Raw genomic sequence first — 21937 nt, 5'->3', positions numbered from 1 at the left:
GTCGAGTGCCGAGGACCCCGCGCGGGACCGATCTCCTCCGGAAGGAGTCGGGACCCCATGATGCGCCCCCGTTCCGGCGAGCCCGGAGTCACCCTTCGGCGCTGTCCGGAGCTGATGTGTCCGACGATCCCCCGAGACCTTGGCGATCTCAGCACCTGCCACGGCCCTTGACGTGTCTGCCGGCGATCCGTGGCTTCCCTCCCGAGGCAGCGACCTCGTCCTCTCCACGCCGGTGGCCGAACTGCTCGCCGCGGCGCGGGACATCGAGGCTTCCGGTCCGCTCGTGGTCGTCGGGACGCCGCCCTGTCTGGAGGGCGCGGTGAGGAGCCGGCGGGTTCGTTCGAGCCGGTGTCCACCTCGGTCGGTGGCCGACCGGGCCACGCGGCAGTGAAGGAGACGGAGCGACATGGCGAACGTACTTTTCATCGTGACGGGGGCCACCTACTGGGTCCTCAAGGACGGCACCAGGCACGCGACGGGCTATTGGGCGGAGGAGTTCGCGATGCCCTACAAGCAGGTCACGGAGGCCGGTCACACCGTGGTGGTCGCGACTCCCGGCGGCGTCGTCCCGAACGTCGACATGATGAGCCTGCGTCCCTCCATGGCCGGAGGCGAGGACGGCGCGCTGGAACTGGAGAACATCATCCGTTCCGCCGAGGTGATGCGGCGTCCGCTCAAGCTGTCGGACGTGCGCCTGGAGGACTACGACGCCGTGTATCTCCCCGGCGGCCACGGGCCGATGGCGGACCTGGCGTTCGACGCCGACGTCGGCCGGTTGCTCACGGCACAGCTCGCCTCGGGGAAGCCGCTGGCGATCGTGTGCCACGCCCCGGCTTCGATGCTGGCCACGAGGATCCACGGTGAGTCACCGTTCAGGGGCTACCGGGTCACGGGCTTCACCAACGAGGAGGAGGAGGCCGTGGGGCTGGCGCCCATGGCGACGTGGCTGTTGGAGACCGAACTGAAGGAGAAGGTCGGGGTGGACTTCAGCCGGGGTCCGATCTGGGAGCCGTACATGGTCGAGGACCGCAACCTCGTCACCGGGCAGAATCCGCACTCGGCCGCGGTCCTCGGGACCCGGCTGCTGGAGATCCTCGGATGAGCGGACGCCGAGCCGGTTCGCCGCCACGGTGAGGAATACGGTCCCGCCGACCCGGCCCGGGGGCCGGCGGGAAGCGACCCGGGTTCCGGACCGGTGAGGAGTCTGGACCGGTGAGAGGTCTGGGCCGACCGTCGCGCGGCGTCACGCGGGCGGCCCGGCGTGCGTCGGGCCGTCGTCCGGCGTGTACGGGCCCGTGTCTCGTGGCTCCCGGCGCATCAGGGCGAGAGCGGTTCCGTCGCACGGAGGACACCCGCGAACGGGTACGACGACCGGACGGGCCGATCTTTGACACGTGCCCATCGAGCGGCCTATCTTGATAGTCGACCGGTCGGTTATATTTCTTTCCCCGGGTCCCACGCCCCGTCCTGCAACGGACGGCGGGTTGCCGTGAGGCGGGGCACGGGACCCCTGCCGGACGGAGGCGGATTCCCCGACCCGCCGATCCGGCATCCGCCGACCGGGCCCGTCGGGCCGCGCAACCCACACAGCGTCAATCGGAGTCTCCCGTGCATACATCGACCTCCCCCGCGACATCCGTCGACATCTGGATCGACCCCGTGTGTCCCTGGACCTGGCTGACCTCCCGCTGGTTGCTCGAGGTCCGGGAGCACCGGCCCGTCGAGGTGTCCTGGCACGTCATGAGCCTGTCGGTCCTGAACGAGAACAGGCTGGACGAACTGCCCGAGCGCATACGGGTCCTGATGGGGCAGGCGTGGGCGCCGGTACGTGTCCTGACCGCGGCACGCCTTCTGCACGGCCCGGAGACGGTCGCACCTCTCTACACGGCCCTCGGCACCCGGTACCACCTGGAGCAGCGGCCCAAGGACCGGGCCACCCTGGAAGCCGCCCTCCGGGAGACCGGGCTCCCCGTGGACCTGGCCGACGCCGGTGACACGGACCGGTACGACGAGGAACTGCGGGCGTCCCACCGCCGGGGGATCACCCTGGTCGGCGAGGACGTCGGTAGCCCCGTCATCTCCGTTCCGGGTGAGGGCGAGGGAAGCGCGCCCGTGGCCTTCTTCGGGCCCGTGGTGAATCCGACTCCCAAGGGCGAGGCGGCCGCCCGGCTGTGGGACGGTGTGCTCGCCGTCGCGTCCTCGCCGAACTTCTTCGAGCTGAAGCGCACGCGCACCGGCGGTCCCGATTTCGGCTGAGCCCGGCCCGCGTCACGTCCGAGTCGGCCCTGCCCCGACCGCGGTGTTCCCACCGTTCGGTCAGGGCCCGGGCGTCGGAAGCGGGCTCATCCGGCCGGAGGCGTACGGGCCCGGTGCAGGGACCCCGTCGTCAGCTGGTGACGGCGGCCGCCGTCGTCACCAGGTGACGGGCAGGGCCTCCAGGCCGTAGACGTTCGCCCCGTCCTGGTGGAAGACCAACTCGTCCGCCGGGACGGCCAGTTCGAGACCGGGGAATCGGCGGAACAGGGCTGGCAGGGCCAACTGGAGCTCCAGGCGTGCCAGATGCTGTCCCGGGCACTGGTGGGGTCCGAATCCGAACGCCAGGTGCGCGGCCGGTTCGCGGGAGAGGTCCAGCCGGTCCGGCTCAGGCACCAGTTCGGGGTCACGGTTGGCGTTCAGCAGCGAGACCAGGACCCGTTCGCCGGCCTTCACCTGCCAAGAACCGATGGTCACGTCCTCGGTCGCGGCGCGGGGGAAGACGCCGGAGACGCTCATGTACCGGAGGAGTTCCTCCACCGCGTTCTTCGTGGGGACGGCGTCGTCGAGGAGCAGTGCCCGCTGATCGGGCCGCTGGATGAGCGCCAGCGCGCTCACCCCCAGCATCGACGCGGTCGTCTCGTGTCCCGCCACGACCAGAGCGCTGGTCAGACCGATGATCTCCGCGTCGGTGATCTTCTCGTCGCCCTGCGCCAGCAGGGAGCTGATCAGACCCTCGCCGGGATTCCGGCGGATCTCGTCGACCATGTTCGTCACGTAGGCACCGAACGTGGCGAGGTGGGAGAAGTACACCGCAGGGGAGTTGGCGAAATTGACGATCCCGGCGCTGAGGCGGTGGAAGTCGCCGCGCAGTGCGGTCGGCACGCCGAGAATCTCGCCGATCACGTCGGAGGGAATCGTGAGGGCGAACGCCTCGACGAGGTCGGTGCCCGGTCCGGCCTCCTCCAGCGCGTCCAGGCGCTCGGCCACGATCCGCTCGATCATCGGCCGGAGGGCCTGCACCCGCTTGGGCGTGAAGATCCCGGAGACCATGCGTCGCAGTCGCGTGTGTTCCGCACCGTCGAAATCGGGAAGGAAGCCCGGCAGGTACGTCCGGGGGCCGCCGTCGGCGAGGGGCAGGCGGCTGTAGCGCAGGCGCGTGTCGCCCAGCGCGGCACGGACGTCCGCGTAGCGGGACACGAGAAGTACGTCCGCGTCGCCGAACCGCGGCTCATACATGGGGACCCGCGTCGGTTCCTCTTCACCGGCCATCGCGGCGAGGCGGGCCGACGGGTCGAACGGGCAGCGTGGCTCACGGTCCGTCACGGCGAATCCGCGCGTCAGGCGTTCGGTCATGATCCAGTCCTCAAGTTGGCTCCGGAAGGCGGTGGTTGCCGTGGCGAGGGGGCGAGCCGGATCAACGGCTCCGTGGTCGCACGCGAATCGACGGTTTTCCGGATGCGGCTGCCCCCCGCCCGTGCGGATGTGGCCGGCCGTCGCGTCGGCCACCCTCGTCAGGCAGCCGTCGACCCGCGCGAGATCCCGCTCGACTCAAGCATCAGATACTTGACCCGTCAAGTTGGGTGGCTGATGTCTCGCGTCGTGGCATCCGGTCGTCGCGCGCGTCGTAGGTACGAGGGTCGTGGTCGGGGCGCCCCCGTCGCGGTCGCGACCGACGTCTCGCGGGCCGGACCGTGTGACGGCCGGAGCCCGATCGGGTGTCCGGTGTCCTGATCGGCACATGTGATGCGTGTGTCAGGTGTCGTGCCGCGTGCGGCGAATGCCCGCGAGGGGGTGTCGATACGTTGCTGAGCCGCACCGGTTCAGGGGCGGGTCGGGCTCGACCACCCCCGAGTTTGCGATCGGCGTCCGACGCGTAACATACTTGCTGCGTCAAGCAGACGGGTGCGGTGTGTGCCGAACCCGGCTCGCCGCGGGCCGGTTGTTCGCGCCGTGAGGTGGACTGCCGCCGAGGCCGACGGACTTGTCCGGCGAACATCGTCCTCCCGCCTCCCGCGGGAGGCCACGGGGGCCGGTACGCGCTTCGTGTGCCGGTCCCGGACACACGTGGCCGGTCGTGCGGCATGACGGCCGGTCAGGGCATCCGTGTCCCGGGTGGCCGTCCGATGACTCCCGGCTCCGGAACGCTTGACGATCCCACCTCTCGACTTCCGTAAAGGATCAGCATCTTGCACAAGAGGAAAATGCCGCGGCGACACCTGTCGCTCGCGGCTGCCGTGGGCGCGCTGGCCGCGGGATCCCTCGCGGTCCTGCCGGTCACCGCCCAAGCGGACACCACGAGCGACACACAGACCTCGCGCCAGCAGGACTTCGCCGCGGCGGCCGCGGAATACCACATACCCGAGAACGTGCTGCTCGGCCTGGCGTACCAGGAGTCGGCCTGGGAGTCGCACGGCGCGCAGGCCAGCGCCGACGGCGGCTACGGACCCATGCACCTCACCGACGTGACCCCGGCCATGATGGCCTCCGGCGGCGCGGGCGCCGTCGGGCGCAGCGATCTGAAGTCGATGGCCGCGAACCCCGCGCTGCACACCCTGCAGGCGGCCGCGAAACTGACCGGCCTGTCCGAGGACGCGCTGCGCGAGGACCCCGCGACGAACATCCGAGGTGGCGCGGCCCTGCTGGCCTCCTACGAGAAGCAGGTCGCCGGCGGCGTGCCGTCGGACGCGGCCCAGTGGTACGGCGCGGTCGCCCGCTACAGCCAGTCGACGCAGAAGCGGGAGGCGGCGGCCTTCGCGGACCGTGTCTTCGCCACCGTCCGCGGCGGCGCCGGTGTCACCACCAAGGACGGCCAGCGGGTCCGGCTCGACGCCGCCCCCGCGGTGCGCCCCGCCACCGGTCAGGTGGACCGGCTGCACCTGAAGGCCGCGGCGGCCACCGACACCGAGTGCCCGCCGGCCGTACCGTGCACCTTCGTGCCCGGTTCCCCGGCCGGTATGCAGGTGTCGAACCGCCCCGCCAACGGCATCAAGATCGACACCATCGTCATCCACGACCTGGAGGGCACGTACGACTCCGGGGTGGCCGGTCTCGCCAACCCGTCCAACGGCGTGTCGACCAACTACGTCATGCGGTCCTCGGACGGCGCGGTGACGCAGATGGTGGCCACGAAGGACATCGCGTTCCACGCGGGCAACTACTCGTCGAACCTGCACTCCGTCGGCATCGAGCACGAGGGCTTCGCCGCGCAGGGCGCCACCTGGTACACCGAGGCGCAGTACCAGTCCACGGCCTACCTCGTGCAGTACCTGGCCCACCGGTTCGGGATACCGCTGGACCGCCAGCACATCCTGGGCCACGACGACGTCGCCGGGGCGAGCGCGTCCGGCGTCCGAGGGCAGCACTGGGACCCGGGACCGAGCTGGGACTGGGACCACTTCATGCGTCTGCTCGGAGCTCCGCTCAGCGGACTGCGCGGCACCGCGCCCGTGGGCTCGGTCGTGACCATCGATCCGGTCTTCGACACCAACCTGCAGACCGTCCAGGTGTGCCCGATCGACGATCCGACCGGTGCGACGCCCGCATGCACGGACCGGGAGCAGGCGTCGAACTTCGTCTTCCTGCACACCGCGCCCGACGCGTCCGCGCCGCTCTTCGGCGACCAGTTGATCCACGGGACGGCCGCGGGCACGGACGAGATCAGTGACTGGGGCAGCACCGCCCAGACCGGCCAGCAGTTCGTCGTCGCCGACCAGCAGGGCGAGTGGACCGCGATCTGGTTCAGCGGCGCGAAGGTGTGGTTCTACAACCCGGGCGGCCAGAACACCAAGCAGGCCTACGGCGTGAAGACCATCTCCGCCGCGGGCAGCACCCCGGTGGCCGTCTACGGGTCCAGCTACCCGGACGCGTCGGAGTACCCGGCCGGCCTGGGCGCCTCGACGCAGGCGCCGATCAGCGGGTACAGCCTCCCCGCCGGCCAGGCGTACGTCGCCACCCAGGCGCCGAACGCGACGGTGGACTACTTCAAGTCCAGCGGAACGGTCGTCACCGGTGCGAGGACGCAGTACACGATCCAGTACAACCACCGCGTCGCGCTGGTGTATTCGGGCGACGTCACCGCGACTCCCGTGACCAAGCACTGGGAGGACGGCTCCGCCGGCTGACGCGGGCGGTGGTCCAGACATGACGGTGCGAAGGCCGGGGCGGGAGTGATCCCGCCCCGGCCTTCCGCTCGGCGGAGCGGGAATGGTCCCGCCCGGCGTCCGTACGGCGGAGCGGGCCCCCGCAGTGCCTCGCGAGACCGGGGCCCTGCGGCGCCGATTGCTTTCGCGCCCCACGGGCGCGCCCCCGGTCCCGGAACCACGAGGAACCCGATCAAGGATGGAACCTCGGACATCTGTTCGCCATCAAGCAGGGGGAACGGACTCAGGTCACGGACGACAAGAGGTGGCACGCGGTGGACAGGCGGATCATGAGGGCGGCCCTGGGCTGCCTTCTTCTGGTGATGGGCTCGGGAGTGGGATGCTCGCCCGGAGCCACCCGTTCGCACGCTGCTTCCGTGCGCCCGCACGCGCCCGCCGCGAAGCCCTCCGACGGCCGTGCCGACGCGCGGGCGGCCACCGCGGCGGCCTTCCGCACGTGGGGTCTGGAGCCGCCGGCGCCGCCGCCCGCCCCGCCGTCGAGGAAGCCCGCGGGCCGGCGGGCCGCTGACGGCGGGGTGCCGGTGATCAGTGAGATACCCACGGACCAGAAGATCGTCTTCCTGACGTTCGACGACGGCGCCGAGAAGGATCCGGAGTTCGTGAAGATGATGCGGGAGTTGAGGATCCCCTTCACGATGTTCCTCACGGACTCCGCCATCCGCAGCGACTACGGCTACTTCAAGCAGCTGCAGAGCCTCGGCAACAGCGTTCAGAACCACACCCTGACGCATCCGAACCTCCGCACCCTCGGCGCCGCCGCTCAGCGCCAGGAGATATGCGGCCAGGAGGAGAAACTGAAGACGGAGTACGGCTCCGCGCCCCGGCTGATGCGTCCGCCCTACGGGAACTGGAACGAGAACACCCGGGCCGCGGCCGCTTCCTGCGGTATCGAGGCGATCGTCCTGTGGCGCGAGTCCATGCAGATCAAGAACATGCAGTACCAGGACGCCGACAAGAAGCTCCACCCCGGTGACATCATCCTCGCCCACTTCCGCGGACCCGCTGAACTCAAGGGCACGACGATGACCAGGATGACGGCGAACCTGCTGCGCCACATCCACGAACAGGGCTTCACGGTGGCCCGCTTGGAGAACTACCTGTAGGCGCGGCGTGGGCTGTCGCACCCGGCGGTCCCGAACGTCCGGCGGCGGGTCCGGCGGAGTTCGTCAACGGGGACGGGTTCACACCCGCGCGGCGTCCGGCCGTGTCGCCGACGAGGAACAGAGCGGCGGTCGCTCCCGCACGCGCGAAGGCGCGGGAGCGACCGCCGTACCCGCGACCGAGGCCAGCCAGTGAATTCCTCGGCGGCGGGAGTCCTCGTCCGGGTGACGGACCGAAGACCGGCGGAGGTTCACGAATCCCCGCGGCATCGAGGCGTACGACCGCGCGCGGGGGTCCGGCGGAACCGGTCCGTGAACGGGGGTGTACGTCAGGCGCCGCGCAGGAGGTCGGCCGCCTTCTCCGCGATCGCGTAGACGGTGGCGTTGGTGTTGTTCGAGGGGATCGACGGGATGACGGAGGCGTCGGCGATCCGCAGGCCGTCCAGTCCTCGGACGCGCAACGCGGAGTCGACGACGGACGATTCGTCCTCGCCCATCATGCAGGTGCCGACGGGGTGGCAGTACGAGCCGAAGTTCCTGCGGGCGTGCTCGCCGATCGACCGTGCGTCCACAGCGTCGAGTCCGGGGCTGACCTCTTCGATGCCCCATGCGCTGAGTGCGGACGACCAGGCGATCCCGCGGGCGGTGGCGATGCCGGACACGACCGCATCGACGTCCTGCTGCTCGGCGAAGTAGTTGGGGTCGATGACGGGGGGCGCGGCGGGGTCCGCCGAGGTGATGCGGAGCGTGCCCCGGCTTGCCGGGCGCATGGGGGAGACCCCGATGGTGAAACCGTTGTCCACGGGGGCCACCGGATTGGGCACCGGGATGTCGATGAAGATGATCTGCAGGTCCGGCCCGTCCGACTCGGGTGTGCTGCGCAGCAGACCGAGGATCTCGCCGTGGTTGTTGAGCGCGGTGGGTACCTTGCGCTGCGCACGGTAGACGAGGTTGGCCCGCGGGTGGTCGTGCAGGTTCCGTCCCACACCGGGGAGTTCGTGGAAGACGTCGACCTGGGCCCGTCGGAGGTCGTCCCCGGGGCCGATGCCGGAGCGCAGCAGCAGCTGTGCCGAGCCGATGGTCCCCGCGGTGAGCACCACTTCGCCGGCCGTCGTCGCCGTATGGACCGCGCCTGCCGTGCCGTACTCGACTCCGGTGCAGCGGGTGCCGTCGAAGAGGAGACGGTGGACGACGGCGTCCGTGACGACGTCCAGGTTGGGGCGGTTCGCCGCCGGTGCGAGATAGGCGTCGGCGGCGCTCTGGCGTCGTCCGGCGACGATGTTGAGATCGACCGGGGCGAAGCCCTCCTCGAGCCCGCCGCTGATGTCGAAGGCGCGGCGGTGGCCGGCTTCGACCGCGCCGGACAGGCAGGCGAGCAGGACCTCGTTGGGCTCCTCGGCCGGTCCGACGAACAGAGGACCGTTCGTGCCACGGCCCGGGGCGCCGCCGGCCGCGGTCTCGCTGCGCCGGAAGTAGGGCAGCAGGTCGTCGTACGTCCATCCCTTGGCGCCGTGGTCGCTCCAGGCCGCGTAACTGGTGTGGTGGCCGCGCGCGAACACCATGGCGTTGATCGAGGACGATCCGCCCAGGCCCTTGCCGCGGGGCAGTGCGACGGGGGCTCCGGAGGCGCGCTGGGCCACGGTCGTCTCGCCCCAGGCGGCCTCCGAGGCGGCGAGCCGCGGCCAGGACGGAGGGTTTCCGACGGCGGTGGGGAGGCCGGCGGGGCCCGCCTCCAGGAGCAGGACGCGGACGTTCTCCTCCTGTGTGAGCCGGGAGGCGAGCACGCACCCGGCTGTCCCGGCGCCCACGAGTATGTAGTCGTACGCGGAGTGTGAAGGCATCGGCGGGTCCGTCCCTGTCTGAATCAGTGGTCGCAGTTCGAGCGTAACACTGGTTCGGATCGATGGGTCGTCCTGCTTGATACCGTTGATTCATGACTGCTGAAACCGAGGACGGCCGGCCGGCCGGAGCGCTCCACCACAAGATCGTTCGCGCCGCCGCCGACGTGCTGGAGAGCGAAGGTCTGGACGCTCTGTCCACGCGCGCGGTGGCCGCGCGGGCCGGCGTGTTCCCGCCGACGATCTTCAGGCTCTTCGGGGACAAGGACGGTCTCCTGGAGGCCCTGGGGGAGCACGGATTCGACACCTATCTCGAGGCCAAGAGCCGGCTGCCGCGGAGCGACGACCCGGTGGCGGACCTCCGTCTCGCCTGGGATCTGCACGTCCGGTTCGGGCTCGAGCAGCCCGCCTACTACGCCCTGGTCTTCGGCCCGTCACGCTCCGGCCGTCCCTCGCAGGCCGGCCGCAGAGCCCTCGTGGAGCTCCAGCGCATGCTCACCCGGGTCGCGGCGGCGGGCCGCCTGCGCATGAGCGTCGAACGGGCCACGGCCCTCATGCACGCGGCGGGCGTCGGCGTGGTCACGACGATGATCAGCACGCCACCGGATACCCGTGACCCCGAACTGGCCCGGGTGGCCCGTGACGTGGTCTTCGATGCCATGATCGCGCCGCCCGGAGCCGAACCCGGGGGCGGAGCACCCGGCGCCGGTCCGGCGGGCCCGGCCATGGCGCTGCGCGCCGCACTTGCCGCGGAGGGGGAGCTGCCCCTCAGCCCGGGGGAGGAACTGCTGCTCCTGGAACTGCTCAACCGCCTGGCCGATGTGCGGCGGAGCGGTGAGGGGTGACGCGAGGCGGAAAGGGCGTCGGTGTCACCGGGGTCGGTTGCTTCCTATGACGCCGGGGGACGCCCTCACCGGCGGCGCCGACACCGGCCCTTCGGGGCGTCCGGTGAGGGGCAGGTGCCCGCGGTACTACTCATCGTCCGCGAGACGTCCGCGACCTGGGGTCGCAGGATTCGGTTGGCTGAGTCACGTCGGAGAGCGGACAGGCCTGTTGGCCTCGGGACCTGGCGGCGGGAATCCCGCTAGGGTGTGACCTTCCGCAACGTGGCGCCCAGTTCGTCCACCTCGCGATGGTCCAGGTGGTCGAAGATGTGCCGGCGCACGCTGGCGAGATGTGTCGGCCAGGCCTGGCGCACGCAGTCGAGTCCGAAGTCGGTCAGCACGGCGTTGCACCCGCGCGCGTCCTCGTCGCACCGGACCCGTTGGACCAGTCCCCGTCTCTCCAGCCGCGTGACGAGCCGGGTCATGCCACTCAGGGAGATGGTGCAGGCCGCGGCGAGGTCACTCATGCGCATACGACGGTCCGGCGCCTCGGACAGACACATCAGCGGCCGGTATTCGGACAACGGGAGCTGTCCGTCGTGGACCATGTCGGCGTCGATCAGCCGGGGCAGACTGACCAGCATGCGTCCCAGGGCGCGCAGGACGGCCTCCTCGTTCGCCCGGAGGGGCTGAGGGGGATGGTTCGGTGGCGGCATGCGGCCACTGTATATGTTTGACGAGTCAAGTAGATAGAGGTGTGCCGAGCGAATCGAACGTGGGAGTGCGGCGCCGCGCTGTGGTGCGACGTGCCCGTAGGGAGCGGTCTTGGAGCCCTGGAGGTGTCGGCCGCGCGGGGTGGGGGCGAGTGTGATGCGGGGGGCGGACTACGGCCGGAAACCGTCGATCGCCAGTTCCAGCAGGCGGTTGGCCTGCGCGGCGCCGTCGGGGCTGTCGGGAGTGCGCCACAGGCAGCTGATGAGCATGATGACGTCGGTGGGGTCGAGGCCGGCCCGCACCGCGCCGGCGTGTGCGCACGCGTCGAGGAGTCGGCCGACGGCGGCGGTGACGGAAGCGGAGGTCGCGTCGACGACCTCCTGGGCGGCGGCGCTGTTCAGCGCGTCTCCGAGGCCGTGCTTGAGGCGTACGTAGGCGGCGAGGGTGAGGAACCAGTGCCGCAGCGCGTCCAGCGGTGCGTGGTCCGTGAGGACGTCGGGGACGGAGTCCACGAGACGGTCGACATCACGCCGGTAGACCTCCAGGATCAGCGCCTCGCGGGTGGGGAAGTGCCGATAGAGCGTGCCGGGGCCGACGCCCGCGCGCTTGGCGATCGAGTTGAGCGAGGCGTCCGGGGCGCCGGCGAGCACGTCGTGGGCGACCTGGAGGATCGCCTCCCGGTTCTTCAGTGCGTCGGAGCGCTGCGGCGAGGCGTCGGGCACGGTTCCTCCTGGCGGGCGAGCGGTCGTCCGATTGCGAAGCGGAGAGTTCTCCGCTAGCGTCGCGGAAGTCAAGCGGAGAGTTCTCCGCTTGCTCTCCTTCCATATTGTAGGAGCTCTCCCGTGCGTTACATCAAACTCGGCCGCACCGGCCTCGACGTCTCACCGGTCGCCATCGGCGCCATGACCTACGGCGAGCCCGACCGCGGCCACCCCGTCTGGTCGCTGGACGAGGAGGCCAGCCGGCCCCTGATCAAGCACGCCCTCGAAGCGGGCATCAACTTCTTCGACACCGCCAACCTCTACTCGTACGGGTCCAGCGAGGAGATCCTCGGGCGCGCCCTCAAGGACTTCGCGAACCGCGACGACGTCGTCATCACCACGAAGCTCCGCCACGTCATGCGCCCCGGCAGCCCCAACGGCGGCGGCCTGTCCCGCAAGGCGATCCTGAGCGAGATCGACCACAGCCTGCACCGCCTGGGCACCGACCACGTCGACGTCCTCATGATCCACCGCCTCGACAACGAGACGCCGTTGGAGGAGACCCTCGAGGCCCTGCACGACGTGGTGAAGTCGGGAAAGGCCCGCTACCTCGGCGCGTCCTCCATGCACGCCTGGCAGTTCGCCAAGCTCCTCCACCTCCAGGAACGCCACGGCTGGACCCGGTTCGTCACCTTGCAGGACCACTACAACCTCCTCGCCCGCGAGGAGGAGCGCGAAATGCTCCCGCTCTGTGCCGACGAGGGCATCGCCACCATGGTCTGGAGCCCCCTGGCCCGCGGCCGCCTCGCCCGCGCCTTCGACGAGGCGAACACGGGGGCGCGCTCCGCGACCGACAGCGCCTACGCGGACATGCTCTACACCGGCTCCGACGGCGACCGGCGGATCATCGACGAGGTCGGCGCCGTCGCCGACGCGCACGGTGTCACCCGCGCCCAGGTCGCCCTCGCCTGGCTGCGCCGCAACCCTGTCGTCGCGGCCCCCGTCGTCGGCGCCCGGACGATCCGGCAGATCGACGAGGCCGTCGCCTCCCTCGACCTCGACCTCACCGACGACGAGGCCCGCCGGATGGAGATCCCCTACACCCCGCGCCACGACCTCCAGGGCATCTCCGACGTACGCGAACTCGAACGCATCAAGGCGGCGATCCCCGGCTACGCCAACGCCTGACGGCGGTCGGGCGTTGGCGGTCGGAGGAAGGAGGAGAGACCACCGGTGAGGGCGGCCGGCACGGCCCCGGTCCCGGGACCGGGCCACCGACTCCGTCCGTCAGCCACTGCCCGACGGGCCGCCCGGGGTGGTCCTGGTCCTGCTGATGGCGCTGTCCCCGCGCTACGGCTTCCACATCGACGAGTTGTACTTCCTCGACTGCGCCCGGCATCTCCAGGCGAGTTATGTGGACCAGCCGGCGCTGGCGCCGCTGCTGGCCCGGGCCTCGCTGTCGCTGTTCGGGGTCTCGGAGGCGGGACTGCGGCTGTGGCCGGCGCTCGCCGCCGCCGGCACGGTGGTCGTGGGCGGCATGACCGCGAGGGAGTTCGGAGGTGCGCGGCGGGCCCAGCTGCTCGCCGCGGTCGCGACCGCCACCATGCCCGTGTTGCTGGGTGGCGCGCACATCGCCAACACCACGTCCTACGAAGTGCTGGCGTGGGCGTCGATCGCGTTCGTGGTCGTACGGATCGGCCGCACCGGCGACACTCGGTGGTGGCTCGCCGCGGGAGCGCTGGTCGGTGTCGGCGCGGAGTTCAACCACCTCGCGGCGGTTTTCGGGGTCACCCTCCTGGCCGCCGTGCTCCTCGGCCCGGCTCGCCGCACCGCTGCCGACCGCCGACTGCTCGCGGGTGCCGGGGTCGCCGTACTGCTCGTGCTGCCCGATCTGTGGTGGCAGGCGCGGCACGGGTGGGCGATGTTCGCGATGGCACGGGCCCTGAACGGGGAGAACGGTGGCCCGGGGAACATCGTCACCTGGATCGTGGGGCAGTTCGGCATGTCCTGTCTGGCGATGGCGGTGCTGTGGGCGGTGGGTCTGCGGTTCCTGTGGCGGTCCCGACGGCCGCTGTGGCGGTGCCTGGTGGTCTCGTACGGCGTGCTGTTCGTGCTGTTCGTGCTGTTCGCCGTGACGACCGGAGCACAGGTCTACTACCTGGCGGGCCTGTACGTATGCCTGTTGGCGGCGGGGGCGGTGGGACTCGACGGCTGGTTGCACTCCCGCCCGGACCGGGCGCGCGGCCTGATGGTCGCCACGGCCGTCTCGACCGCGGTGTTCGCCGTGATCGTGCTGCCGGTGCTGCCGTCCTCCGACGTGGGCTGGACGTACGGTGTCAGCACGAATTCGGGGGAGTCCCTGGGCTGGCCCCAACTGGTCGGCACCGTACGACAGGTGTGGACCGGGCTTCCGGCCGGGCAGCGCGCGAACGCGGTGATTTTCACCGCGGACTACGGTGAGGCCGGAGCCCTCAACGAACTCGGCCGCGGTACCGGCCTGCCCACCGCGGTGAGTTCCCACAACACCGATTGGTGGTGGGGCCCCGGCAACCCGCACGCCACGACGGTGGTGGCCGTCGCGCCGGGTCCCGGCCGGATGCCGGGATACGAGGACGATCTGCGCCGGAACTTCCTGCGCGTCCGCGTGGCCGCCACACTTCTGAACCCCGACGGTGTGCACAACGTCGAATGGGGCGGTCATGTCTATGTCTGCACGGGACAGCGTCGTCCCTGGGGCGAGATGTGGCGCGACCTGCGCAACTACGCCTGAGGCGGGTGCGGTTGGGCCGGTCCGGGGCCGGCCCTCAGGAGAGGGGCGGGTTGATCTCCTGTTCGGCCCAGACCGTCTTGCCCGCGGGGGAGTTGCGGGTGCCCCGCCGACTGGCGAGTTGCGCGACGAGGAAGAGGCCGCGCCCGCCCTCGTCCGTCGGGCGGGCATGGCGCAGCCGGGGGACGGAGTCACTGGTGTCGGTCACCTCGCACACCAGCACCTCGTGACGGATGAGGCGAAGGGTGATGGGTCCGGCACCGTGGCGTACGGCGTTGGTGACCAACTCGCTGACGATGAGCTCCGTGGTGGCGACCAGTGCCTCCAGTCCCCATCCGGTCAACTGTGCCGTGGCCAGGGCGCGGGCGTGCGCGACGACGACCGGATCGTTCGGCAGGTCCCAGGTGGCGATCTGCGACGGCAGGAGGGAACGGGGCCGCGCGAGGAGCAGTGTGGCGTCGTCCTCCAGCGCCCTGGCCGGCAGGGTGTCGAACGCGGCCGCGCAGAGTTCGTCCAGAGGGCGGTCGGGGCGCGCGAGGACGGCCCCGAGCCGCTGGATCCCCGCGTCGATGTCCTGATGCCGGGTCTCCACGAGTCCGTCGGTGTAGAAGGCGACCACACAGCCCTCGGGCAGTTCGACGTCCACGGCTTCGAAGGAGGCCGGTCCGACGCCGAGCGGCAGTCCGGCGGGCAGGTCGGGGATGGAGACGTCGCCCTCCGGCGAGATGATCACGGGCGGCGGATGGCCCGCCCGGGCCATCGTGCAGCGTCGGGTGGCCGGGTCGTAGACGGCGTACAGGCAGGTGGCGCCGGATTCCGCGGCGGCGCGTTCCGGTAGGCCGCTGTCCTCCACGCCCAGGCGGGAGATGGTGTCGTCGAGGTGGGCCAGCAGGTCGTCAGGGCACAGGTCCATGTTGGCGAGCGTGTGCACCGCGGCCCGGAGCCGGCCCATGGTCGCCGCGGCGTTGATGCCGTGCCCGACCACGTCGCCCACAACCAGGGCCACCCGGGCGCCGGACAGCGGGATGACGTCGAACCAGTCGCCGCCCACGCCGCGCTGCGTGTCGGCCGGCACGTAGTGGGACGCCACCTCGACCGCCACCCCGCCGACGAGCCTCCCCGGCAGCAGGTTGCGCTGGAGGGCGAGCGCGGCGGCGCGCTCGCGCACGTAGCGGCGGGCGTTGTCGAGGGACAGGGCGGCACGGGCGACAAGTTCCTCGGCCAGGCGCAGGTCGTCCGCCTCGAAGGGCACGGAGTCGCCCATGCGGACGAAGACCGCGACGCCGAGCACCGCACCGCGCGCGTGGATCGGCACGATCATCAGCGAGTGCATGCCGTACCTGCGGATCCTGTCCAGCCGTTCCTGGTCGCGGTCGAGCCAGGTGCCCAGGGAGGTGTTCAGCACCGGTTCGAGATGCGACGCGCCCGAGGCGAGGACCTCCGTGAAGGGGGAGGGGACGGGCACGGACACGGTCTCGCCGCGTGACCAGAGCGACTCCGGAACGCCCTCGTGGATCGAGGCCGCCCCCGCCCGGCGGAACGCGGGTACGCGGCCGTTCGTCGAGCCGAGCCGGGCCAGGGAGTCCTCGCCCTCCTCGACCGACTCCGCCAGGTCCACGGTGGCGTAGTCCGCGATGCGGGCCACGGCCAGATCGGCGAGCTCCTGCCCGGTTCGCATCACCTCCAGTGTGGTGCCGATCCGGGTACTGGCCTCGCTGAGCACGGCCAGGCGCTCGCGTGCGCGCTGCCGGTCCGTCACGTCGACGCTCATGGCGCACACCCCCAGGGTGCGCCCGTCGGCGTCGTCGAGACGGAAGAACGAGGTGGAGAAGGCGTGTTCCTGCTGCGGCTTCGTCGGCATCCACGCGCGGTACTCGTGATCGACCTCCGGCTTCCCGCTCCGCAGGACCTCCCGCATCACGGCCTCGACCGACTCGGCGTCGGGTCCCGGCAGCACCTCCGTCAGCCGCCGTCCGAGCCTCTTCTCGCGCGGGATGCCGTCCTGCAGCGCGAGGGCGTCGTTGACCCAGGTGCACCGCAGGTCGGTGTCGCGTACGGCGATGCCGATCGGTGCCCCGGTGAGAAGCGCCTGCACCCCGGCCCCGTTCATCGGCCACGACGGGACCGCCGTCATCTCGGTCGCGCCGACCAGCCAGCGCACTCCTCCGTCCCGCTCCGTGAGGGGGCGGACCCGCAGGTACACGTCCAGCGGTGTGCCGTCGCCGCGGCGGAGCGCGACGATCCCGGACCAGCCGCTCCCCCAGCGGCTGCTGTCCGTGAAGGCGGGCGCCCCCAGGGCCACTTCCGGGTCCGCCAGCAGCCGCCCCGCGAAGAGCCCGATGGCGTCGGCGGTCATGATGCCGCTGAGCAGTTCGGCCTCCCGGCTCCAGGCCCGCACCACTCCGTGCGCGTCCAACGCCGCCATGGCCGTGCCGGCCCGGTGCTCGGCTCCTCGCCCGGTGTCGTCCGCCGTACTCTCGCTGGCTCCGCCCATCGGCGCTGCACCTCCTTCAGGGTGTCCTCCGCGCGGTGGGACTCCCGTCGGCGAGACGGTCGAGCCAGTCCGCCAGGAGTGAGCTCTCGGACGGTGTCATCGCGGTGGTACCGCTCCGGGACAGCGCCTCACGCAGGGCGACGGCCCGGCATGCCACGTCCGCGGTCCGGTCCTGGCCCGTGGTCCGCTCCTCGGCGGTGCCCGTAGTGGTGATCATGCGCAGTGCCTGTTCACGAGCTGTCGCGGGCAGGCTCCCGTCGCGTTCGCACGGGGGTGTGGCGATGAGGGACAGCACGACGCCCAGACCCATGGCATGGACGAGTTGAGTGGCCCGTTCCACGCTCATACGGAGCCGGCCGGCCTCGGCCACCCGGGCAAGGGTCCGGCGCAGGATGGCGATCGTCTCGAGTCCGCCCGGTATGCCGCCGCGATAGCGGCCCTCGCCGTACATCAGCACGTAGAAACCCGGGCGCGACAGTCCGAACTCGACGTGCAGGTCCCAGGACCGGCGGAGATCGGCGATCGGGTCGTCGGTCAGTTCGAGGGCCTGCTTGTCACGCAGATACTGCTGGAAGCCGTAGGCCGCGAGGGCGTCGAGCAGCCCGTCCTTGTCCCCGAACAGCCGGTACAGGGTCGGCGGCTGCACTCCGGCCGCCGCGCTCACGGCACGCGTCGAGATGCCCGCACGTCCTTGAGAGCTCAGGAGCTCCGCGGCGGCGCGCAGAACCCGTTGCTGAGTGCGTACGGCCCGCTCTTGCATTCGTCCAATTTATCACTGTTGTGATTATTTTACGTAACATTGGTATGGTGCGCGTGCGGGGGACCCGCGTCGGTGTTCGGTCCCGTGTCGCCTGACGCCGCCTCGCGACAACGGCCGTGGGGGGAAGAGCAGGTACGGCGGGGTCATCTCGTGGCCGGGCGGGGGATCGCAGTCCGGGTCATGGTCGTCGTGGCGCGGCGGGTTCAGGCGTGTGCGTCGGCACGGGTCCCGGGCGGCCGCACCATGAAGACGTCGATCGCGTCCCGGGATTCCAGGACGAATCCGTGACGTGCGTAGAGCCGTCGGGCGGCACTGCCTCGCAGGACGTTCAGAGCTACGGTCATGCCCTGCGCGTCCGTCCGTTCCAGCACCGCGCGCAGGACGGCGGACCCGAGGCCTTGGCCCTGCAGGTGCGGAGCGAGGTAGAAGTGCTCCAGCCACTGCCGGCCTTCGGAGGGCCGGACCGTGAGGCATCCCGCGAGTTCGCCGTCGGTCATGATGATCGACGTGTGCCGCGTGGAGAACGAGTCCCGTAGCCGCTGGCGCACGCGGTGTTCGTCGTAGCGGCCGAGGCGTTCGAGGTCCGCACGCATGACCGCGGCCCGCAGCTCGGCGATCACCTCGATGTCCCCGGGCGTCGCGGGACGCAGCAGCGGAACCTCGCCGCGGGCCACCGGGACCCGCACGCCGACCACGTCCCGTGCAGCGACGCACTCCCTCGCCCCGGTATCCATGCCCCGATGATCCCAGCCCGTCGACCCGCGTCGGCGCGGCGGGGGGCGCGGAACCTCGAGCTCGGCCTGAGTACGGTCGCTCACGGGGGATTTCGATGCGGAGAGCCGTCTCGGTGACCTCTTCGAAGGTCAGATCCAGGACGCAGCGCCTTCGGGAGTCGCGCTCCAGAGTCCTTCAGTTCTTCTTCAGCTCCTCGGCGAGCATGACGAGGATGCCGCTGGGGCCGCGGAGGTACGTGAGTTTGTAGACGTCCTCATAGGTCGCCACCCCGCGAAGCGGACGGCATCCGTGCTTCGCGGCCGTCTCGAGGGCCTTGTCGATGTCGTCGACCGAGAACGCGACGCGATGCATGCCGATCTCGTGCGGACGCGTGGGCTCCGACTCGATCGCTTCGGGGTGGACGTACTCGAAGAGCTCAAGGCGACCGTGCCCGTCCGGCGTCTGGAGCATCGCGATGTGGGCGTGATTGCCGTCGAGGCCGACGGCGGTGTCGGTCCACTCACCCCTGACCGTGTCACGGCCGATGACCGTCAGACCGAGGTCGGTGAAGAAGGAGATGGCTGCTTCGAGGTCGCGAACAGCGATGCCGACGTTCTCAAGTTTGATGGCCATGCGCGGCATGCTATCGAGGCCCGCCGACCGGGTACTTCCGGCGCGGGCGACGGCGGGTACCGAGGCGCCGTCGAGGTCGGCCGCGGCACGTCGGGCGGCGATCCCGGTCCGGTTCGTGTGGGTAGTGGACCACCCCGGACGACGGGGTCGCCGCCCGCCGCCCCACCGGCGGACATGGTCGTGGTGACGTGATCGTCTCCGCCGTCGCCGCCCGGACCGGAGCCGCGCCCGAGGCGGACGACCTCTTCGACCTTCGGCTACCGCCGCACTCCGTGCGCGCGCGGACCGCCGCGGGACCGCGCGGAGCATGCGGCTGCTCTCGGTGACCGTTTCGGGCGGAGGAAGGCCCTCCGGGGCGGGCTCGGGCTGGTCGTCGATCACGACATGACGGACCGTCATACGTCGCTCAGGCGGCAGAAGTTCCGTCGGCGGACGGTTCAGGCGTGCGCAACTGGTCGGCCGGAGCCGCGGAACCGAGGAAGCCGAGCAGTTGGGAGCGGGTGGGCGCGGTGGCGGGGCCCCGGCGGGAGACGGCGTAGGCGGCGGCCGCGTTGGCGCCCTGGGCGGCGGTGAGGGGGTTCCTGCCCTCTCCGAGAAGCGCCAGGAACGCGCCGACGTGCGCGTCGCCCGCGCCGTTGCTGTCCACGGCCGTCACCGGGAAGCCGGGGACGTGAACCGGTTCGGATCCTGGCGCGGCCAGCCAGCAGCCGTCGCTGTCGGCGCGGACCAGGACGCCGGCGCCGTCGCGCAGGCGCCGCCGCAGGGATACGGCGGCGTCGGCGCCCACCGTTCCGCCGAGCAGGCGGGCCTCCCGGGTGTTGCAGCTGAGCCAGTCGACCCGCGCGAGGACGGGGGAGAGCACCTCGTCGGGGATGTCGGCGACCAGCGGGCCGGGATCGAGACTGAGGCCGACGCCGTCGGGCAGACCGGTCGCGAACTCGGCGAGCAGGGGGCCGTTGGAAGGGAGGGCGAGGGCGTAGCCGGAGAGCTGGACCAGGTCTCCGGTGCGCAACTCGGCCCGTACCCGAGCCGTGTCCTCGCGGGTGAGGCGGCCCTCGATGCCGAAGCTGGTGACAAAGGTGCGTTCCCCGTCGTCGACGAGGGCGACGGTGAAGCCGGTGTCCCCGTCGGTGCGCGGCGGGAGCAGGGCGTGGATGTCCTCCCGTGCCAGTGCCGAGCGGACCAGGTCTCCGTACGGGCCCGTTCCGTGGAGTCCGGCGTACACGGTCTCGATGCCGAGTCTGCGGGCCGCGACCAGGGTGTTGAAGCCGCCGCCCGCGGTGAGCTCGGTCCGGGTGGCGAGCACGTCGCCGCCGCGTTCGGGGAGGGCCGGGACGTCGAGGACGAGGTCCGCGACGACGTTGCCCACGAGGACGATCCTGCGGTTCATCGGAGCGCCTCCCGAACCTGCGCGGAGCGGTCGGCCTCGGCGGAGGGACCGTCGGCCGGGCGAGTTCGCGATCCGAGGGCGTAGACGGCGGCGCCGGCGGCCATGGCGAGGGCCCAGCCCAGTCCGTTGGTCCCCGCCCAGGTGTGGGCGAGCGGCCCCGCGAACCACACGTTGTCGGCGCTCGTGGACGCCTCGGTGAACAGCAGTCCCACGACGATGGCGACCACCCAGGCGAGCACGGCGGGGACGCGGAATCCGGCGCTGTACCAGTAGCGGCTGGTCCGGGTGCGGTCCATCAGCGCGTCGGGGTCGTAGTCACGCCCGCGCGCCGAGTCGACGAGGACGATGCCCACCCAGGCGGAGATGGGCACGGCGAGCAGGGTGAGGAAGGTGGAGAACGGGCCGTAGAAGTCGTCGGCGACGAGCATGAAGTAGATGCCGCCGAGGAACATCAGCAGCACGTCCAGCCCGACGGCCAGCGGACGCGGCACGCGCAGGCCGAGGGTGATCATGGTGAGGCCGGCGGAATAGGTGGACAGGTGGTTGGACATGAGCAGGCCGCCGAAGGCCGCGATGAGGTAGGGCACCGCCATCCACGAAGGCAGCAGGCTGTTGATGGCGCCGACGGGGTTGGACGACTCGGCGAGCGTGGTGTCACCCGCGGACAGCAGCGAGCCGAGCGAGACGAGCACGACGAGCGGTATGCCGGCGCCGAAGGCCGACGCGGTCACGAGCCGTCGCCCGGGCAGGGAGCGCGGCAGGTAGCGGGCGTAGTCGGCACCGGCGTTGGCCCAGCCGATACCGGTCCCGGCCGCGATGAAACCGATGCCTGCGATCACGCCGCTGAGTGGTCCGGCCTGCGCATGCACCACGTCCGCCCAGTCGATCGTGTCGACCAGGAAACCGATCACCACGAGGTTCAGCACGCCGAAGACCACGGTGGCCCACTTGTTGATCCACATGATGGTCGCGTGTCCGAGTCCGCTGATCAGAAGCGTGCACGCGATGAACACCAGGAGGCAGACCAGGGTGAGGACGTCGTTCTGCCGGAGGCCGAAGACGTGGTTCAACAGGGCGAGGAGCGCGTAGGCGGCCGTCGTCGTGGTGATCGTCTCCCAGCCGACCCGGCTGAGCCAGGTGATGAGGGTCGGGCCGGCGTTGCCGCGCTGGCCGAAGACCGCCCGCGAGAGCGTGAGCGCGGGAGCGCCGCCCTTCTTCCCGGCCAGGCTGAGGACACCGACGAGCGCGAACGATCCCACCGAACCCACGACGGCCACCGCGAGGGCCTGCCAGATGTTGAGGCCGCGGAAGGCGACCAGGGTGGCACCGAGGGGCAGACCGAGGATGCTGATGTTGGCGGCGAACCAGGTCCAGAACATCTGACCGGCGTTGCCATGGCGTTCGTCGTCGGGGACGGGCTCGATGCCCCTGGTCTCGACGGTACCGACGCGATCGCTCGTCCTTGAGACGGCCATGACGGACCTCCTTGTCTGTCGAGCTGGTGTGTCGTGCGGTGGGTTGGTGGTACGGGCCCTGGGGAGGGTGTCGAACGGCCGACGCCGCCGCTCGGTGCGGGCGGGGTGCCG

At 71.1% G+C, this 21937-nt stretch carries 17 protein-coding genes; 7 read left to right on the top strand and 10 right to left on the bottom strand.

All coding sequences use genetic code 11. The features are described 5' to 3' along the window. Window positions 1-406: 406 nt before the first annotated feature. The gene (locus OG776_RS02650; protein WP_148008216.1) at window positions 407-1102 is read left to right on the top strand and encodes a type 1 glutamine amidotransferase domain-containing protein; all 696 of its coding nucleotides are present in this window, start codon (window positions 407-409) and stop codon (window positions 1100-1102) included. A gap of 506 nt (window positions 1103-1608) precedes the next feature. Further along, window positions 1609-2256, top strand: a complete 648-nt coding sequence (locus OG776_RS02645) for a DsbA family oxidoreductase (RefSeq protein WP_148008215.1) — start codon at window positions 1609-1611, stop codon at window positions 2254-2256. 156 nt (window positions 2257-2412) lie between these two features. Here OG776_RS02645 and OG776_RS02640 read toward each other — a convergent pair whose 3' ends face one another. Continuing rightward, a complete protein-coding gene (locus tag OG776_RS02640; RefSeq protein ID WP_329318570.1) occupies window positions 2413-3609 on the bottom strand; it encodes a cytochrome P450 in 1197 nt (398 codons plus the stop codon). A gap of 833 nt (window positions 3610-4442) precedes the next feature. Here OG776_RS02640 and OG776_RS02635 point away from each other — a divergent pair. Next, window positions 4443-6377 carry an N-acetylmuramoyl-L-alanine amidase gene (locus tag OG776_RS02635; protein ID WP_443077180.1) on the top strand — a complete coding sequence of 645 codons (1935 nt, stop codon included), beginning with the start codon at window positions 4443-4445 and terminating at the stop codon, window positions 6375-6377. 308 nt (window positions 6378-6685) lie between these two features. Beyond that, window positions 6686-7519: a polysaccharide deacetylase family protein gene (locus OG776_RS02630; RefSeq protein WP_443077346.1), complete on the top strand. Its 834-nt coding sequence runs from the start codon at window positions 6686-6688 to the stop codon at window positions 7517-7519. A 326-nt stretch (window positions 7520-7845) separates the two neighbouring features. On the opposite strand, the gene OG776_RS02625 is transcribed toward OG776_RS02630, so the two are convergent. Further along, the gene (locus OG776_RS02625; RefSeq protein ID WP_329318566.1) at window positions 7846-9357 is read right to left on the bottom strand and encodes a GMC family oxidoreductase; all 1512 of its coding nucleotides are present in this window, start codon (window positions 9355-9357) and stop codon (window positions 7846-7848) included. Window positions 9358-9449: 92 nt separating this feature from the next. On the opposite strand from OG776_RS02625, the gene OG776_RS02620 reads away from it, so the two are divergent. Next, complete coding sequence (locus OG776_RS02620; RefSeq protein ID WP_148008212.1) at window positions 9450-10199, top strand: TetR/AcrR family transcriptional regulator; 750 nt, start codon at window positions 9450-9452, stop codon at window positions 10197-10199. A 239-nt stretch (window positions 10200-10438) separates the two neighbouring features. On the opposite strand, the gene OG776_RS02615 is transcribed toward OG776_RS02620, so the two are convergent. Both OG776_RS02615 and OG776_RS02610 read right to left on the bottom strand, forming a co-directional pair. Then, complete coding sequence (locus tag OG776_RS02615) at window positions 10439-10894, bottom strand: MarR family winged helix-turn-helix transcriptional regulator (RefSeq protein WP_148008211.1); 456 nt, start codon at window positions 10892-10894, stop codon at window positions 10439-10441. A gap of 168 nt (window positions 10895-11062) precedes the next feature. Continuing rightward, a complete protein-coding gene (locus OG776_RS02610; protein ID WP_148008210.1) occupies window positions 11063-11614 on the bottom strand; it encodes a TetR/AcrR family transcriptional regulator in 552 nt (183 codons plus the stop codon). A 120-nt stretch (window positions 11615-11734) separates the two neighbouring features. On the opposite strand from OG776_RS02610, the gene OG776_RS02605 reads away from it, so the two are divergent. Continuing rightward, the gene (locus OG776_RS02605; RefSeq protein WP_329318562.1) at window positions 11735-12781 is read left to right on the top strand and encodes an aldo/keto reductase; all 1047 of its coding nucleotides are present in this window, start codon (window positions 11735-11737) and stop codon (window positions 12779-12781) included. A 127-nt stretch (window positions 12782-12908) separates the two neighbouring features. Continuing rightward, on the top strand, window positions 12909-14363 hold the full coding sequence (locus OG776_RS02600; protein ID WP_329318560.1) for an ArnT family glycosyltransferase: 1455 nt from the start codon (window positions 12909-12911) through the stop codon (window positions 14361-14363). A 34-nt stretch (window positions 14364-14397) separates the two neighbouring features. Here the strand turns inward: OG776_RS02600 and OG776_RS02595 are convergent, their stop codons facing one another. From OG776_RS02595 to OG776_RS02570, 6 genes are all read right to left on the bottom strand, one after another. Beyond that, window positions 14398-16854, bottom strand: a complete 2457-nt coding sequence (locus OG776_RS02595; RefSeq protein WP_329318558.1) for a SpoIIE family protein phosphatase — start codon at window positions 16852-16854, stop codon at window positions 14398-14400. 16 nt (window positions 16855-16870) lie between these two features. After that, window positions 16871-17614, bottom strand: a complete 744-nt coding sequence (locus OG776_RS02590; RefSeq protein WP_148008208.1) for a TetR/AcrR family transcriptional regulator — start codon at window positions 17612-17614, stop codon at window positions 16871-16873. A gap of 203 nt (window positions 17615-17817) precedes the next feature. Next, window positions 17818-18207, bottom strand: a complete 390-nt coding sequence (locus OG776_RS02585) for a GNAT family N-acetyltransferase (RefSeq protein ID WP_261994445.1) — start codon at window positions 18205-18207, stop codon at window positions 17818-17820. A 316-nt stretch (window positions 18208-18523) separates the two neighbouring features. Then, window positions 18524-18961, bottom strand: a complete 438-nt coding sequence (locus OG776_RS02580) for a VOC family protein (RefSeq protein WP_329318555.1) — start codon at window positions 18959-18961, stop codon at window positions 18524-18526. A 406-nt stretch (window positions 18962-19367) separates the two neighbouring features. Further along, window positions 19368-20351, bottom strand: a complete 984-nt coding sequence (locus tag OG776_RS02575) for a PfkB family carbohydrate kinase (protein ID WP_329326320.1) — start codon at window positions 20349-20351, stop codon at window positions 19368-19370. After that, window positions 20348-21826 (bottom strand): purine-cytosine permease family protein, encoded by a 1479-nt coding sequence (locus OG776_RS02570; protein WP_148011537.1) that lies wholly within the window; start codon window positions 21824-21826, stop codon window positions 20348-20350. Before OG776_RS02570 ends, OG776_RS02575 begins: the two co-directional genes overlap by 4 nt. Window positions 21827-21937 lie beyond the last annotated feature (111 nt).

The organism is Streptomyces sp. NBC_01689 (assembly GCF_036250675.1).
Classification (GTDB): Bacteria; Actinomycetota; Actinomycetes; order Streptomycetales; family Streptomycetaceae; genus Streptomyces.
This window is presented reverse-complemented; position numbering and strand designations above follow the sequence as displayed.